Annotated in this window: 11 protein-coding genes; 8 read left to right on the forward strand and 3 right to left on the reverse strand. The window is 40.3% G+C overall.

Annotation, left to right across the window (positions count from 1 at the left end):
- Positions 1 to 114: 114 nt before the first annotated feature.
- Positions 115 to 1,470, forward strand: a complete 1,356-nt coding sequence (locus QYT14_RS14830; RefSeq protein ID WP_288325231.1) for an outer membrane beta-barrel protein — start codon at positions 115 to 117, stop codon at positions 1,468 to 1,470.
- 73 nt (positions 1,471 to 1,543) lie between these two features.
- On the opposite strand, the gene QYT14_RS14835 is transcribed toward QYT14_RS14830, so the two are convergent.
- Complete coding sequence (locus tag QYT14_RS14835) at positions 1,544 to 2,878, reverse strand: FimB/Mfa2 family fimbrial subunit (protein WP_288325232.1); 1,335 nt, start codon at positions 2,876 to 2,878, stop codon at positions 1,544 to 1,546.
- Positions 2,859 to 3,833 (reverse strand): fimbrillin family protein, encoded by a 975-nt coding sequence (locus QYT14_RS14840; RefSeq protein WP_288325233.1) that lies wholly within the window; start codon positions 3,831 to 3,833, stop codon positions 2,859 to 2,861. The genes QYT14_RS14835 and QYT14_RS14840 overlap by 20 nt, the downstream gene beginning before the upstream one ends.
- A gap of 426 nt (positions 3,834 to 4,259) precedes the next feature.
- Here QYT14_RS14840 and QYT14_RS14845 point away from each other — a divergent pair, with 426 nt between their 5' ends.
- Together QYT14_RS14845 and QYT14_RS14850 are read left to right on the forward strand one after the other, a co-directional pair.
- Entirely contained in the window at positions 4,260 to 5,513 is a 1,254-nt protein-coding gene (locus tag QYT14_RS14845; protein WP_288325234.1) for a phosphoglycerate kinase, read from the forward strand.
- A gap of 228 nt (positions 5,514 to 5,741) precedes the next feature.
- Positions 5,742 to 6,959, forward strand: a complete 1,218-nt coding sequence (locus tag QYT14_RS14850; protein WP_288325236.1) for a hypothetical protein — start codon at positions 5,742 to 5,744, stop codon at positions 6,957 to 6,959.
- Positions 6,960 to 7,159: 200 nt separating this feature from the next.
- Here QYT14_RS14850 and QYT14_RS14855 read toward each other — a convergent pair whose 3' ends face one another.
- Positions 7,160 to 9,586 carry a family 20 glycosylhydrolase gene (locus QYT14_RS14855; protein ID WP_288325237.1) on the reverse strand — a complete coding sequence of 809 codons (2,427 nt, stop codon included), beginning with the start codon at positions 9,584 to 9,586 and terminating at the stop codon, positions 7,160 to 7,162.
- 120 nt (positions 9,587 to 9,706) lie between these two features.
- On the opposite strand from QYT14_RS14855, the gene QYT14_RS14860 reads away from it, so the two are divergent.
- From QYT14_RS14860 to QYT14_RS14880, 5 genes are all read left to right on the forward strand, one after another.
- Entirely contained in the window at positions 9,707 to 10,798 is a 1,092-nt protein-coding gene (locus QYT14_RS14860) for a DUF5009 domain-containing protein (RefSeq protein WP_288325239.1), read from the forward strand.
- Between the two features lie 28 nt (positions 10,799 to 10,826).
- The gene (locus QYT14_RS14865; RefSeq protein ID WP_237039640.1) at positions 10,827 to 11,390 is read left to right on the forward strand and encodes an RNA polymerase sigma-70 factor; all 564 of its coding nucleotides are present in this window, start codon (positions 10,827 to 10,829) and stop codon (positions 11,388 to 11,390) included.
- Positions 11,391 to 11,482: 92 nt separating this feature from the next.
- Positions 11,483 to 12,412: a FecR family protein gene (locus QYT14_RS14870; protein ID WP_237039641.1), complete on the forward strand. Its 930-nt coding sequence runs from the start codon at positions 11,483 to 11,485 to the stop codon at positions 12,410 to 12,412.
- Between the two features lie 148 nt (positions 12,413 to 12,560).
- Entirely contained in the window at positions 12,561 to 15,929 is a 3,369-nt protein-coding gene (locus QYT14_RS14875) for a TonB-dependent receptor (protein WP_288325241.1), read from the forward strand.
- Between the two features lie 13 nt (positions 15,930 to 15,942).
- Positions 15,943 to 17,553: a SusD/RagB family nutrient-binding outer membrane lipoprotein gene (locus tag QYT14_RS14880; protein WP_288325242.1), complete on the forward strand. Its 1,611-nt coding sequence runs from the start codon at positions 15,943 to 15,945 to the stop codon at positions 17,551 to 17,553.
- Positions 17,554 to 17,603: the final 50 nt, after the last annotated feature.

Below are 17,603 nucleotides of genomic sequence, written 5' to 3' on the forward strand. Positions count from 1 at the left end.
TCTCATGAAACAGTTGAAGCATTCATCTAAAAGCGTAATTAATTGCACAATTCTTTTGTTTATGTGTTATTTTATCCTACCTTTGCGCCCACAAATCAAAAAATGAAATAATTAATGAAGAAAATTCTACTGATTGGCGCAGCGACGCTAATGGTTTCAAATCCAACTTTTGCAGGAGGTATCCTGACTAATACAAATCAACATGCTTCTTTTCTTCGTATGCTATCCCGTGGTGCTACAACCGAAATAGATGCCGCATTATCCAATCCTGCCGGACTGACTTTCTTGCCGAAAGACGGATTTCATGTGGGATTGAGCATTCAGAGTGCATACCAGACTAGAAATATTGATGCTAGTTTTATGACATACAACGGCATTAGCGCCACAGGTCCTACAGTTTCGGACAAGCCTTTCGAGAAATATTATAAAGGAACAGCAGCTGCACCGATTATTCCCAGTGTGTTTGGTGCCTATAAGAAAGGAGACTGGACTATTTCGGGATTCTTCGCTATTACCGCCGGAGGTGGAAAAGCATCTTTCGATGACGGATTGCCTATGTTCGATGCCTCGGCTATGGCAGGTATTTTTTTAGGAGGTTTGGAAGCAGAAAGGCCTACGGTTATAACTCCTGACATGTATGATATCACAAGCGCCATGGACGGCAAACAATATATTTACTCTTTGCAACTGGGATTGTCTTACAAAGCTACCGAATGGCTTTCTGTATTCGGCGGAGGCCGTATGAACTATTTCACAGGCGGTTACAAAGGCTTTCTGAATGCATACCTGAAAGGAACAGACACAAACCTGTTGCCACTTGCTTTGGATTGTGACCAGACGGGGTGGGGACTTACACCCGTTATCGGCGTGGATGCCAAATTAGGGAAACTGAATATCGGTGCTAAATACGAATTCAAAACCAATCTGAATATTGAAAATAATACGCACAATTTACAACGTCCGGAAAGTGCCAAAGACATGGTAGCCCCTTATGAACATGGTGTAAACACTCCCAATGATATACCTGCCATGCTCTCTATCGCAGCGGCTTACGAATTCCTCCCCGTGCTGCGCGCTTCTGTAGAATATCACTTCTACGACGACAAGAACGCAGGTATGGCAAATGGGAAACAAAAATATCTGACCAAAGGGACCAACGAATATCTGGCTGGTATCGAATTTGACGTAACCAAGCAACTGACTCTTAGCTGTGGCGGACAAATCACAGACTATGGACTGTCTGACAATTTCCAGTCCGATACAAGCTTTTCTTGCGACTCTTATACTTTAGGATTTGGAGCAAAAGTAAAGATGAACCAACATCTCAATCTGAATGTAGGATATATGTGGACTACTTACGAGGATTATACCAAAAAATCAGCAAACTATAACAATACTAAATTACCCGGAACGAACGTATATAGCCGTACTAACAAGGTATTCGGTTTAAGTGCGGATTATAGTTTCTAAAAAGAATCTTAATTTTAAGGGAGAGGCAGGCTTAAAACCTGCCTCTATTTTTTATATATACTTATCGTCCCCCCTATTCTGCAAAGTGGTAAGTAGTAACGGCACGAATCAGATAAAGTTTATCCTTTCCCGCTTTCGTGACCCTCTTTCCGCCAATAAACTGAAAAGAATAGAAAACACCCTCTTTATCGCATAAATAACGCGTATCTAAATCGTGCGTTATTTCCAATTCTTCTTGATTTCTAGCCTCTATCTTCTCATTCAACTCAATCAATCTATCCCCATTAAACCGGTCTCTAATCACTTTAGCTTCCTGCTCTGTAGGGAAACGCCAATTCTTTATACTATTGACCGAATAACCTTCAGGGATGGACTGGGCAGTCGCTATTTGACTTTCCCACTCTTCCAAACTCATTAGTAACAAATCAATTCCATTCCCATCGCTACCTTTATTGGAAGCCACAACAATGCAATCATTCCAGATGTTTCCAACCTCAGGTACTCCCGATATATTCTCATCTCCATCCGTATCTTCATCATCGGAATTATCTCCATCCGTACCAAACTTAAACTCAACATCTATCGCATCCTCCCAACCTTTAGCTATCAAGCTTCCATCGATAGAAATATCTCCCGTATAGCTGCCACCTATATTATAAGGATGATTGGCTTGAGGAACTGCTGTACTGATATATCCATACGTATGGCTTCCTTTAGAATCTTCCAGCGTTATAGACAGGGTTGCTTGAGAACTGCTACCAGGAAAGATATAAACAGGCCCCGCAGTCCATCTCCCATCCGTTCCCAACGAACAATCTATCTCCAATGTCTTGTTCTCACCTCCATATTTCCCTTCAAAATTAAGAGATGAATATAAAGGCGATACACCTACTTTCACCTGCTTAACCTTATCCGCTTTAGTCAGAACAACATTAAGAGAAGCCACCCTGTAAGTAAGCATAAGATTCACCGTTTTATTCTTTCCTTCCAACGTAACGTCAGCCATTCCCATCATCATTGCTTTTGATGCACAACTGCCCTCCTGCATAGTGATTGCATCATTAATTCGGGGATTATCGGGCATGGCATATCCTTTGGATACTCCTGAAAGAGCCACTACCTTAAAACTTCCCGAAGGCAACTGTAAATTCATTTCCACCTCCTCCGAAGTTATCTTCTGTTTTGCCGCACAGTCTCCTTTCTCATTGAAGGCATACAGATAAACCGGATATTCAATAGATATATTTTCACCGGAACGAGCCGTTATTTTCAATGCTGTCTCATCAGAAGAGGGCATATCTTCTTCCCCTCCATCATCCATTACACGCTGGCAAGCAAAAGAAAATAACGAGAACACAGAAAAGAGCAGTATGTAACAGAGCAAACTTTTATTTACTTTCTTCATCATTGGTCTTTATATCAAGATTAATATCTTCCATTTTCCCTCCGTCATTCCAGCTATCAATCTCACCTCCCGTTATTTGTATTTCTTTTCCATTAACCGCAAGATTGTATTTCTGATGGGTACCCTTTTCAAACTTATTATTATTTGCAAAACTCGCAATGGAAGCCTTATAACTCTTACCTGCCACCGAGTAATCCAACGTCAATGAAACGGGAGTATCGGATGTTTTCTGGTTCAATATAAGATAATAGGAAACCACTCCATTCCCATCCGCCATTGAATGGTTGTTCAGGGAAACACTCAACAAATCGGAATCACCTTCCTGCGTAAGAGTAACCTTTTCTGTCTCAAACGAATAAGTAGCAGAAGAAATGATATTGCTGCCTTCCAGCAATAAATTATTCAAAACTGCATTGGATAATGTACCGGCAGCTTTTATATCGAATTGCACCAAACAGGAAACATGACGAAAAGCGTGATTGCCGGTAAAAGCCACCGTCCCATCGGCGCCATAAGCCTGAGTCACTTCCGCCACCATAAAATCATATTTCTGGATGTTTTCCCAACTGCCATCCTGTCCATTTAAAGATGGCATACAGACTTTTGTTTTATCAGTACTCGCATCATTATATGGATAAAAAGCAGAAAATGTACTTTCACTCACCAAATCATCCCAATAAGCTTTTGAAGAAGTCCATTGCACGGAATAAGTCCACTCCATGACTGGATTATCATCCACAAACATACCGATTTTATCACCTTCTGCAAAAATAGCACTCCCCACTTCACCCGAATAACGGGGAGTCGACTCATCGTGTATGGCCCCTATTTGAGCTACAACATACATTGGTAACTGCTGACCCTCCTGCTTTTCAGAGTCTTCTTCAAATTGTTCTTGACAAGACAAAAATAGAATACTGCCTAAAAAACAGACAGTAACACCGTTCAAATACTTCATTGTATCTAATTTATATTTTAAAATATAAGATATACATTATCGCATATCCGTTAATAACACCAAGATAGGGCAAGCTGATTAGTCGTTGATACAGAAGTTTTCAATTAGTGCATTAATGGCTATTATTCAGTTGTACACACAAGTGAAAGTACTTTTTATCTCTTTACAGTCAAACTTTTAATTAACTTTTATTTTATAGATTTTCGTTAATAAACTATTTATGAGAATTTTAACACGAAAAAAAAATATTTCAGCCTTTATAATAGGACTATTGAAGACACATTATTATATTTAGAAAAATGCTTTCTGCAAAAAAGAAGAAAAATATTATGTCTCTAACACTCTGCGAACAAAAAATATTAGTAACTTTGCCACACCCTTAATAAACGAGATTATAATTATACACTATAAACAAATTAAGAGATTATGCAAACAATTGACAATTTCAACTTTGCCGGTAAAAAGGCGATTGTCCGCGTGGACTTCAATGTACCTTTGGATGAAAATGGTAAAATCACTGACGATACCCGTATCCGTGGTGCTCTTCCTACACTGAAAAAAGTTTTGGCTGATGGTGGTAGCTTGATTATCATGTCACACATGGGTAAACCCAAAGGAAAAGTCAATGCTAAATTCTCATTGAACCAGATTGTAGACGCTGTTTCTGAAAAATTGGGTGTGCCCGTTAAATTTGCTCCGGACTGTGCTAAAGCAGGTGATGCTGCAGCAGCTTTGAAACCGGGAGAAGTCCTGTTATTGGAAAACTTGCGTTTCTATCCTGAAGAAGAAGGAAAACCTGTCGGAATCGATAAAGAAGATCCCGCATACGAAGATGCTAAAAAAGCAATGAAAGCTTCTCAGAAAGAGTTTGCTAAAACATTGGCTTCATACGCTGACTGCTATATAAATGACGCATTCGGTACTGCACACCGCAAACATGCTTCTACTGCTGTCATCGCCGACTATTTCGATGCAGACCACAAGATGCTGGGCTATCTGATGGAAAAAGAAGTAAAAGCCGTTGATAATATTTTGAAAGACATCAAACGTCCTTTCACTGCCATCATGGGTGGTTCTAAAGTTTCTACCAAAATCGGTATCATTGAAAACCTGATGGATAAAGTTGACAACTTGATTCTTTGCGGCGGTATGACTTATACTTTTGCTAAAGCTCAGGGTGGAAAAATCGGTAACTCTATCGTTGAAGACGATAAATTGGAATTGGCTCTCGACATCATTGCCAAGGCAAAAGCCAAAGGTGTAAATCTGGTATTGGGTACTGACTGCGTAGCAGCCGACGCATTCTCTAACGATGCTAATACTCAGGTTGTTCCTTCTAACAATATTCCTGACGGATGGGAAGGTCTTGATGCAGGTCCTGAAACTCAAAAATCATTTGCTGCCGCTATCGAAGATGCCAAGACTATCCTTTGGAACGGTCCTGCAGGTGTATTTGAATTTGATAACTTTACAGCCGGTTCACGCGCTATCGCTAACGCTATTGCAAAAGCAACTAAAAACGGTGCTTTCTCATTAATCGGTGGTGGTGACTCTGTAGCTTGTATCAACAAGTTCGGCATGGCTGACCAAGTATCTTACATCTCTACAGGTGGTGGTGCTTTGTTGGAGGCAATCGAAGGAAAAGTTCTTCCGGGTGTTGCAGCTATCAAAGGTGAATAATTTCATTGATTTGATATAATAAAAAAGAGGCTGAACTCAGAAAGTATTTTGAGTCAGTCTCTTTTTATTTTTGTAAATTTTTCATAGAACAAAACCGCCTCTGTCATCTCCTCGACCATTCCATCTTATTCAATTATCTAGTAATATTTTCATTTATAACCAGGCACATGAACGATTTTCAAAAAAATTATGTAATTTTGCCACCTATTCAATATAACTCGATAAATTATGAGAAGATATTCACTACTATTTACAATTTTGCTACTATCGGCAACAACAAGTTTTGCACAACTAAAAGATTTTAGTTATAAATTCTATGGACAGATTCGCACCGACTTATTTTACAACAGCCGGGCTAACGAAGAAACGGTAGACGGACTTTTCTATATGTATCCCAAAGACAAAGTATATGATGCCGACGGCAAAGACTTAAATGCGACAGCCAACGGCAGCTTTTATGCTTTATATACTCGTATGGGATTGGACGTACAAGGCCCCAAATTAGGAAATGCAAAAACTTCTGCCAAGGTGGAGCTGGATTTCCGAGGTTCGGGTACAACATTCTCGGTAGTACGCCTGCGCCATGCCTATCTGAATTTAGACTGGGGTACTTCTGCTTTACTATTGGGACAAACATGGCATCCCCTGTATGGTGATGTTGCCCCACAGATATTAAATCTGAATATGGGAGCTCCTTTTCAGCCATTCAGCCGTGCACCGCAAATCCGCTACCGTTACAAAACCGGAGATATACAAATAACAGGTGCGGCCCTGTGGCAGTCACAATACCTGTCTCAAGGTCCTGAAGGTAAAAGCCAGAAATATATCAAGAACAGCTGTGTACCTGAGATATATGCCGGCATTGACTACAAACACAACGGCTTATTAATAGGAGCAGGCATCGAAATGGTATCTTTAACTCCTCGTACACAAACCACTGTGGAGGATAAGATATATAAAGTGAGCGAACGTATTACCAGCCTGTCATACGAAGTGCACATGAAGTATAATACTGCAAAATGGTTTGTTGCCGCTAAAAGCGTATTAGGTTCAAATCTTACACAAACCTCCATGTTGGGAGGTTACGGTGTAAAATCAGTTGACCCACGTACGGGAGAACAGGAATACTCACCCAACCGTAACAGTAGTTCATGGATTAATATCGTATATGGAAAGACATGGAAACCCGCACTTTTCTTCGGCTACATGAAAAACCTCGGAACAAGTGACGCTGTAACCAAGATGTACGGAACAGGAACAAACATAGACCAGTTAATCAGCGGGACAGCCGAACTGACTTATAATGTTCCTCATTGGAAGTTAGGAGTGGAATATAATCTTACTTCTGCGTGGTATGGTTCTCTGAATCAATCTAATAGGAAAGTGATTGATACTCATTCCATATCCAATAACCGTTTGGTGGCAACCGCATTATTCATGTTTTAAGAGATAATGAAATGGAAAAGATGAAAGAGTTTTTCGTTATAACAGTTTCTTTAAAAACTCTTCCATCTTTTTTCATTATAACAGTTTCCTGTCCATCAGTTCAATTCCCTATTACCTTATATTTCACATCAAGTTATTGTGAAACATTGTGTTAAACCCCACGATACATATAAAAGGTAATTTTCTGAAAAGTATTCTAATCAATATATCTCAATTTCATCCAAAGCGATAAGCCCGGAAACCTCACTCCTGTCATGTGGGCTATAACAATCTATACCATTCCTGATTTTACCTCCGCTAAAAAGTTCAATCTTCACCTCTATAATATCCGTTTGCACCGGAAACTCTATCACTTCATCAAATCCTTTAAAAGTATTCTCTTTTATATCGTAAGTAAAATCCTTTTCGACTATCTTCCGAAAGTTTTTATCCGAATCTGAAACAAAGACAATTGCTTTGCTTACCGGCAACACACCTCCGGCAGCATTATATAAAGTACCGAATCTTATCTTGCTGATATTTGTTCCATCAAGTTCCACCACAAAAGTAACCTTATCATCTGCATCAGGAAGGATTCCCACCCATGGAGTAGACGAGGCATCATTTCCCCTTTTTCCATTCGTCAATCCCAATGTAACGCTATCAGCACCCAAAACATCATTCTCATCCCAAACATCCCCTTTCATGCCTGTGGGCTCAGGAGTTATTTTGTATTTCTTTCCCGAAATCAGATTACCATATAATTTTTTATGTGTGACTTTACCCACAGGGTTTCCATCTACAAAAGCAGCCGCTTTCAGTTCATAAACTCCCGACAAAGGGAAAGGGCCGGTATATAAATTCCCGGCAAGAGTAGGTTCAGTGCCATTTATAGTATAATAAATCTGTGTATTGGGGCGGAAAGTTTCCAACTCCACATTCAATATTCCGCTGTCTGTGGCACGCGTATTAATATTTACATCAAAGAAATTACGACACGCCTTTACCCCTAGAATATCCAAGCGTTCAAAATCCTCTTCCATACGTTCACAAAAAGAATGGAAATCTTTTCTATCCATCGGAGTCCAACCCGTTTCGGCAATAGCCATCAAACGCGGAAATATCTGATAATCCCTCCTGTCTTCCGTCGGCATATATTCCGACCAACAATTGGCTTGCAGACCGATAATATGTCGCTTCACCAGACTGTCCGCATCAGTCGGAACCGGATTATAACTGTATGTCTTCTTCAACGTATTATATCCGCCGATAGTCACCGGAGCTATTTCTGGGTCTTCCTGATAATGATCCAAATAAGCATAAGGATTAGGAGTCATAATGGCGTCATGACCGGCCTTTGCAGCATTCACACCGCCTTCCACACCACGCCAAGACATAACTGTCGCATTCGGAGCCAAACCTCCTTCTAATATTTCATCCCAACCAATAATATTACGTCCTTTAGTATTCAGATATTTTTCTATCCTTCCCACAATATAGCTTTGCAGTTTTTCTTCCTTCGTATGCTTCTTACCATCTATAGGATTGGGAACTGCATCTTCCTTTAATCCCAATTCACGAATCAGTTTCTGACAATGCGAACATTCTTCCCAAGCGTTCTTGGGACACTCATCACCACCTATATGAATGTATTCACCGGGAAAAAGTTCCACCACCTCATCCATCACTCCTTCCAAAAAAGAAAATAAAGTATCTGTGGGACAAAAGACCTGATCGAATACTCCCCAAAGTTTGGCTACCTCATAGGTGCTGTCTGGGGTACAAGACAACTCAGGATAAGCAGCAATGGCAGCTAAAGCATGTCCGGGCAATTCTATCTCCGGAATCACCGTAACATATCTGCTCTTTGCATAAGCAACCACGTCTTTTATCTCTTCCTGAGTATAAAATCCGCCATGAGGTTTACCATCATACTTAAATGGATAATGAGTGTAAAAGTAGTCTATCATCGTTTCTGAACGCTTCGAACCGACTTCCGTCAACTTGGGATACTTCTTAATTTCTATTCGCCAGCCCTGGTCATCCGTCAGATGCCAATGAAAAGTATTCATTTTGTGCATGGCAAGAATATCAATAAACTTCTTTATATAGTCCACCGATGCAAAATGACGGCATCCGTCAAGCATCGCTCCACGATACCTGAATGCCGGAGCATCATTTATTTCCACACAAGGAAGGCTCCAATCAGCATTACGCACCGGTTTATCTCCATAAACCTCCGGTGGTAACAACTGATACAATGACTGCAAGCCATAATAAAATCCGTTTGGAGCAGAAGCAGTAATCTTTATTTGCTTTGGAGTAACGGATAAAGAATAAGCCTCTCGTGACATTCCTGCCACACTGTCAAAAACAATAGATGCCACATTTTCATGCAATTCGTCCGATATCTTCAACTTCAGTCCGGCTATATTAAATAATCTAGAAGAAAAGTCGGAAGCAATATCCTTCACTTCCTGAGAAGCATTTACAACAATCGGCACATCATTATCCAAATAAAAACGTCCGGCTTTTTCATCCAAAACAGTGGGAAAAGGAACAATATTATATGCATTAACAGACTCTTTCATTTGGCATCCACACATTAGCAGTCCAATGAAAAATAAAAACAGACTCCTTTTTTTCATAATAAATACTGTGTTAAGTTTTAATTTATGGGGGTTTTAATTCTTTGCTGACAAAAATAACAAGAAAAACGGAATTAAATACTATCTTTGTCGGAGTTAACCAAATTTATTCTAATACACATGACAGCAAATACCCCCAAACGATTGCTCGCTCTCGATATTCTGAGAGGCATCACCATTGCAGGCATGATTCTTGTAAACAATCCCGGTTCATGGGGTTATGTATACCCCCCTTTAGAGCATGCCGCTTTTAACGGACTCACTCCCACCGACTTAGTCTTTCCTTTTTTCATGTTTATCATGGGAATATCAACGTATATTTCATTAAGGAAATATGAGTTTTCTTATTCACATACGACCTTGCAAAAGATAGTCAAACGAACAATCGTCATCTTCTGCATCGGGTTATGCTTAAATCTATTTGCAAAATCGGCATTTACCCATCATCTCAATTTTGAAGACTGGCGCTATATGGGAGTCATGCAACGACTTGCCATCAGCTACGGCATTACCGCTTTGATAGCTATCACAGTAAAACATAAATATTTCCCTGCTATCATCATTACCACACTGACAGCATATTTCATCTTACTGGCTATGGGAGACGGATTTATCCTGTCGGAAACGAATATTATAGCCCGCTTTGATGCATGGGCATTGGGACCCTCCCATATGTACCACGACTCCGGGATTGCTTTTGACCCGGAAGGCTTACTGAGTACTATCCCTGCCATCTGCCATGTCATGATAGGCTTTTACTGCGGAAAATTATTCTTTTCGGCCAAAGATAATAATGAAAAGATACAACGACTGTTTATTATTGGTACCTTATTGACCTTCATCGGTTTTCTATTGAGCTACGGATGCCCTATCAACAAAAAGATATGGTCACCTACTTTTATTATTACTACTTGTGGACTGGCATCGAGTTTTTTGGCTCTTCTTATCTGGATTATAGACATTAAAGGCTATCAAGAATGGTGCATATTTTTCCGGTCATTCGGAGTAAATCCATTATTCATATATGTATTTGCCGAAACGATAGGTGTTATTTTAGGAGTGACAAGATGTAGTAATTTTATCTATGAAAGAGTACTTGTACCAATTTTGGGCAATTACCCTGCTTCACTTGTGTATTCTTTGCTCTATATCCTGTTTTGCTGGAGTATTGCACATATATTATATAAGAAGGGCATTTATATAAAAATTTAAAATCAATTTAGAAGAAAACTATAAACAGATGGATAAAGAGGGCAACTTATCATTTATTTCAGAACTGACAGAAGTATTTAAAAACAAGCAACAACAATTCATACAGTTTGCATATTCTTATGTACGAGACAAAGAAGATGCAGAAGATATTGTCATGAGCGCTTTCACCACTATGTGGGAGCGCCGTGACGAATTACAAGAGCACACTAACATTTCCGCCCTGCTTTTGACGGCAATCAAAAACCGTTCACTTAATTATCTACAACATCAGGAAGTACGCATGAATGCCGAACAGCAAATCAGTAATATGAAACAAAAAGAAATAGCTCTGCGCATTTCCACACTGGAAGCCTGTGACCCGGAAAAACTATTTTGCGACGAAATACAATCCATAATACATACAGCAATCAATGAGCTTCCATCTACCAGCAGACAAATATTCATATTGAGCCGAATAAACAATATGTCTAATAAAGAAATTGCCACCCGGATGGATATCTCTGTGAAGACTGTAGAATTCCATATCACGCGTTCCCTAAAACAACTTAGGGCCAAATTGAAAGACTATCAGTTTGTGTGGATTTGGCTATAAGAAAAAGAAATATTGAGATTTTACTAAAAAAATTCATTTTTCCATTAGGGTTCTTTCATCCTATCCGGTTATATATATAAAACAGGGGAAGAATGAACACTGATTTATTACATAAATACTTTAAAGGAGAAACCACTGAACAAGAGGAAAGCCTCATTGTAGAGTGGGTAGAAGAGAGCGCTGAAAATAAGGCACGTTATCTGAAAGAGCGTATGCTATACGACGTATCTCTTTTCTCGGACACAACAACCGGCAAGAAAGAAAAGAAAAATATATTTCTATATTATATAGTTCCGGCCATGGCAGTAGCGGCTATGTTCGCACTCCTATTCTATATAGGTATTCCTCACACTCCGACCACAGAAAGTGTATTATCACAAACGATTCGGATTCCAGCCGGTCAACGTGCTCAAATGGAATTACCGGATGGCTCCCTTGTTTGGCTCAATTCCCAAACGACATTGACATACGATGCCAGCTTCGGAAAGAAAGACCGGAAAGTCACATTAGACGGTGAAGCATATTTTGAAGTAGCACACAATAAAGAGATTCCCTTCTATGTGCAGACAGAGAAAATTAAAGTGCAAGTAACCGGAACTAAATTTGATGTATGCTCTTACAAAGGTTCGAATAACTTTATCGCCCGACTCATTGAAGGTTCCATCAACCTGCTGACCAATGATACAGAAGAAAAGGCACTCAGCAGCCTGAACAAAGGGAAATACTTTTCGATGGAAAACGGCAAATATAAAACCGGAGAGCTGACCAGCAACAATGCTTTAGCCTGGATGGAAGGAATATACTATTTTGATGATGTGCCTTTCAAAGAACTCCTCAGTAAAATAGCCCTGTATTATAATTACAAGATAACAGTGGACAATCCGAAGATATTGGAAGGCTACCGCTGTACAGGCAAATTTAAAGATTTGGACGGTATAGAACACATATTAAAAGTGATTCAGAAAGACCACCCATTCAAGTACCATATTGACAATGAACATAATAAGATAACAATAGAATAAAATCACATAAAAGTTTAACCTTAAATATTTTTAAAGCCATGACATAGAAATCCATCAAAAAAGAATCGAGAAGTACCCCCATACTCCCCGATTCGACAGCTAACAAATGACCTTAATCAAATTTATTAACTTAACACATTACAAAGATATGAGAAAAATTTCTTTGGAAGGGTATTTATACCCAAAAAGTTCAGCTTTTAAACAAATATTACGAACTATGAAAATTGCAGTCTGCCTTTTACTGGCATCTACTCTTAGTGCATTCAGTATGGATGTGTATTCTCAAAGCGCTAAAGTCAGCTTGGAATCAAACACTATAAAGGTAGCTCAATTAATCTCTGCTATTGAGGCACAGACTAATTATCTATTTGTATACAACAAAAAGAACGTTGATTTAAACCGAAAAGTCAAAATCAACGCTACCCACAAAGCCGTTTCTGAAATATTAGACGAAGTCTTTGAAGGAACCGGTATTTCTTATGTCATGGAAGGTAAGAATATCGTCCTGACAAAAGGGAATGGCACAATTGGTGAACAGCAACCCAATACCATTACCATTAAAGGTACAATTACCGACACACAAAATGAGCCCATCATTGGTGCAAATATACTTCAGCAAGGTACAACCAACGGTACTATTACCGATGTCAACGGTGAGTTTACTCTGGAGGTACCTTCTGACGCACAATTGATAATCTCCTATATCGGTTATAAGAAAATCATTATCCCTGTAAACGGTCAGACTACCTTCACCGTCAAAATGGAAGATGACGCCCTCAAATTGGATAATGTAGTAGTTACAGCGATGGGTATTAAGAAAAAAGAGGCCTCATTGACTTATTCTACCCAACAATTGAACGGTGATGAACTGACACGTGCCAAAGATGCCAATATGATTAATTCACTGGCCGGTAAATCTGCCGGTGTCACCATTACAAAAAACTCTTCCGGTTTGGGCGGTTCTGCAAAAGTATCTATCCGTGGTGTCCGTTCTGCCAATGAAAACGGCAATAACCAACCATTGTACGTCATTGACGGTGTCCCTATGCTGAACAACACTACTGAACAATCATTCAGCGTAATGGGTGGTAATAATGATGCCGGTAACCGTGACTCCGGCGACGGCATATCCAATCTCAACCCAGATGACATAGAAAGTATGAGTATTTTAAAAGGTGCATCTGCTGCCGCACTTTATGGTTCTCAAGCTGCCAATGGTGTAATCTTAATTACAACCAAAAAAGGGAAAGCAGGTATGCAAAGAATTACATTCTCTTCCAACCTGACAGTCGACCATGCTGTTTCATTACCCGAATTCCAAAACAGCTATGACGTAGACGGTTTAACCAATTGGGGTACCAAAAATACTTCCATGAAGAATTATGATAACGTAGGTGACTTCTTCGGAAACGGTATTACTGCAATCAACTCATTGAGTATTCAAGTAGGAAAAGAAAAAGTTCAGACCTATTTCTCATACGCCAACACAACTGCGTCAGGTATTATCGATGCCAACAAATTATACAAACATAATCTGGCATTGCGCGAAACCGCTACACTATTCAACGATAAACTTACATTGGATGCCAATGTGAACCTGATTTCCCAAACAATCAAAGACCGCCCCACTTCCGGTGGTTATTACATGAACCCGTTGGTAGGACTTTATACCTTCCCACGCGGCAAGGATATGAGCGAATATCGCGACAATTATGAAGTTTTCGATGAAGGACGTAATCTGCCATTGCAAAATTGGTATACCTCCACAGCCGATTTTGAACAGAATCCTTACTGGATTGTAAACCGTATCACCAGCAAAGACAAACGTTATCGCGCCATTGCATCGTTGAGTGCAAACTTCAAGGCCACCGACTGGCTGACTTTACAAGCCCGTGGCAATATCGACTTTATCAATGACAAATACCAACAGAAATTCTATGCCGGCACAGCAGCCAATCTTTGCCATGCAAACGGACGCTATGTAGACATGAACGACCAGGAATTTTTAATGTATGGTGACGTAATGGCCATGTTTAATAAAACATGGAAGGACTGGAGCGTAAATGCAGCTGTCGGCGGCAGCATCAATGTGCAGAAAACCAATATGCTTAAGCTGGATTCCGGAAAGGCCGGTTTGTATTATGCAAATGTATTCACAGTTCCCAATATGATTCTTAATACCGGAACTGCCTATATTGACGAAACCCTGAATCAACGCCGCACAGTACAATCTATATTCGGGACAGCACAAATCGGTTGGAAAGAAGCCGCTTATATTGACTTGACCGCGCGTAATGACTGGTCATCCACTTTGGCAGGAACCAGCAGCCGCAAGAAAGGCTTCTTCTATCCGTCGGTAGGTTTGACATGGATTATGTCCAAGAGCCTTCCTATGCCCGAATGGATTAACTTTGCAAAAATTCGTGGTTCATGGGCACAAGTAGGTAACGACCTTCCTATCGGCATCACTTCTCCTATTCCGACTATCACAGCCGGTGGCATCGTTCATCAAATTCAATATGACATTGACGAAAACCTGAAGCCTGAAATCTCTTCTTCTTGGGAAATCGGTATGGAATGGAAATTCTTCAACAGCCGTCTGGATTTGGACTTCACCTACTATCGGACAGATACAAAAAACCAATTATTGTATATCAGCACTCCGACAGGCGCACACCCACACAAATATATCAATGCAGGTAAAATCCGTAACTCAGGTGTTGAACTGACTGTAGGCGTCACGCCTATAATGAATGAAAACTTCCGTTGGAAATCAACAGTAAACTTCTCTACCAATAAAAATAAAGTGGTTTCTTTAGGTGGCAATGACGAGTTCGTATATGGTGATGACGGTTTGTCAATGCCTTACAGAATGCGCGTTAAAGAAGGCGGTTCACTGGGTGACCTCTATGGTAACGACTTCAAACGTGAAAACGGCAAGATTGTAACCGATGAAAAGGGAGTGCCGGTACTCGAAACAGGAAACAATGTATTGATTGGAAATGCTAACCCGGACTGTATGCTGGGATGGAGTAACACCTTTACTTACAAAGGCTTCAGTCTTTATTTCTTGGTCGATGCTACAATCGGTGGTGACGTCATCTCGCTGACTCAGGCTGCTCTTGACCTGAAAGGGCTTAGCAAAGTATCTGCCGAAGCACGTGACAAAGGCTATGTAGAAGTAGAAGGACAGAAATTTGAAGATGTAAATGCTTTCTATAATAAAGTGGCAACACGAGGTGACGCTTGTACATCCTATTATCGTTACGACCGGACCAACGTTCGTATGCGTGAGATATCACTAGGGTATTCATTCCCGCAGAATATGCTGGAAAAGACAAAATTTATCAAAGGTCTTGACCTCTCATTAGTAGCACGCAACTTCTTCTTCTTCTACAAAGACGCTCCGTTTGATCCGGATGCAACAATGTCTGTAGGTAATACCAATCAAGGTATTGACGTATTCGGCATGCCGTCTACTAGAAACATAGGTTTCAATATTAAATTCACATTCTAATACTCAGACCATTATGAAAAGTAATAAATATATTCTCTCCATATTATTAAGCGGAATTATTGGAATGACCGCTTGTACAGACAGTTTTGAACGCTATAATACTCCTTACGGAGCATTCACCGAAGATTTGCAGGATTATGATTTTCAAAGACAGCTCATCCCATTCAAAACTTCTCAAACTGCAATCATCTATCAGACCGGAGTAGACGGTACCGACTGGCAATACCAAATTATGCAGAGTTTGGCTGCCGATATGTTTGGCGGATACTTTCATGATATGAAAGGCGATTTCAACGACAAGAATTCCACCTACAACCTTAACCTAGGTTGGACGAGTGCTCAATGGAGTTACAACTATGCACAGGGAATGCCCGCTATTGCCAGTGCAGAAAAGATTGACACCAAAGAAGAATATCCGACTTTCTATGCTGTCAACAAGATTATCAAGGTAGCCATGATGCATCGTGTATCAGACTATTACGGTCCGATTATTTACAAGAACTTCGGTAAAGACAACCCTGCTCCCGAATCGCAACAAGAAGTATACAACGATTTTTTTGCCGACTTGTCAGAAGCTATAGACTTACTGAAAACACACGTTGCTGATAATGGTCCTGAAACATTTGCCGGTGTAGACATTATGATGCCCCCGGGAAAACGCAATTATGCCCAATGGATAAAATTCGCCAATTCATTACGTCTCCGCTTGGCTATGCGCGTTTCCAATGTAGACAAGAGTCTGGCCGAGGCTCAAACCAAAGCAGCATTAGACCCAAACAATGGTGGAGTGTTAGAAAAAGCTGATGATACAGTAGGTGAATATGGAATACGTAATCCGTTGGGGGGCGTCAACGGTTGGGATGAAGTCTTTATGAATGCCAACCTTGAATCTTTCTTGAATGGATATGAAGATCCTCGCATGGATAAATACTTCGTACCTGCAACAGGCAACTCGGGAGGTGACGGTGATGTAGCAGAATTATTCCCGATAAAGAATAAGTTTAAAGGAGTGCGTCAGGGTACAGGCATTGTTACCGACAATCGGTATGTCACTCATTCCAAGACCATTGTAACTACCTCAACTCCGATTATCGTAATGACGGCAGCCGAAGTGTGGTTCCTTCGCGCCGAAGCTGCATTAAGAGGATATGTAGACCCCGGAAAAGAAGCCGAATATTATAAGAAAGGTATAGAAACCTCTTTTGCACAATGGGGTGCAGGTGATGCAGGTGCTTACCTGACAAGTGAAAATGTTCCGGCTGACTATAAAGATGCTTTCAATGCTAAATTCGATGCCAAAGCAACGACCTCCATTACTCCTAAATGGGATGATGCTGCAACAAACGAACAAAAATTGGAACGTATCATTACACAAAAATGGCTGGCGTGCTATCCCGACGGCTGCGAAGCATGGGCAGAGCAACGCCGTACCGGTTATCCAAAGCTATTCAAAGTGGCTGTAAACAACAGTCAGGGAACCATCGACACCGATATCATGATTCGCCGTCTTCCATTCTCCAATGAATTGGATGCAAGTACCATCAGCCAATTAACCAGTTTACTAGGTGGTGCCGACAATGGCGGAACACGCCTGTGGTGGGATGCCGGAAGAAATAATTTCTAAAAAGGCAAAAAAGCACAAGTGTTTTATCACAGTTATGTATTAAAAAAATT

The organism is uncultured Phocaeicola sp. (assembly GCF_948499155.1).
Taxonomy (GTDB): Bacteria; Bacteroidota; Bacteroidia; order Bacteroidales; family Bacteroidaceae; genus Phocaeicola; species Phocaeicola faecalis.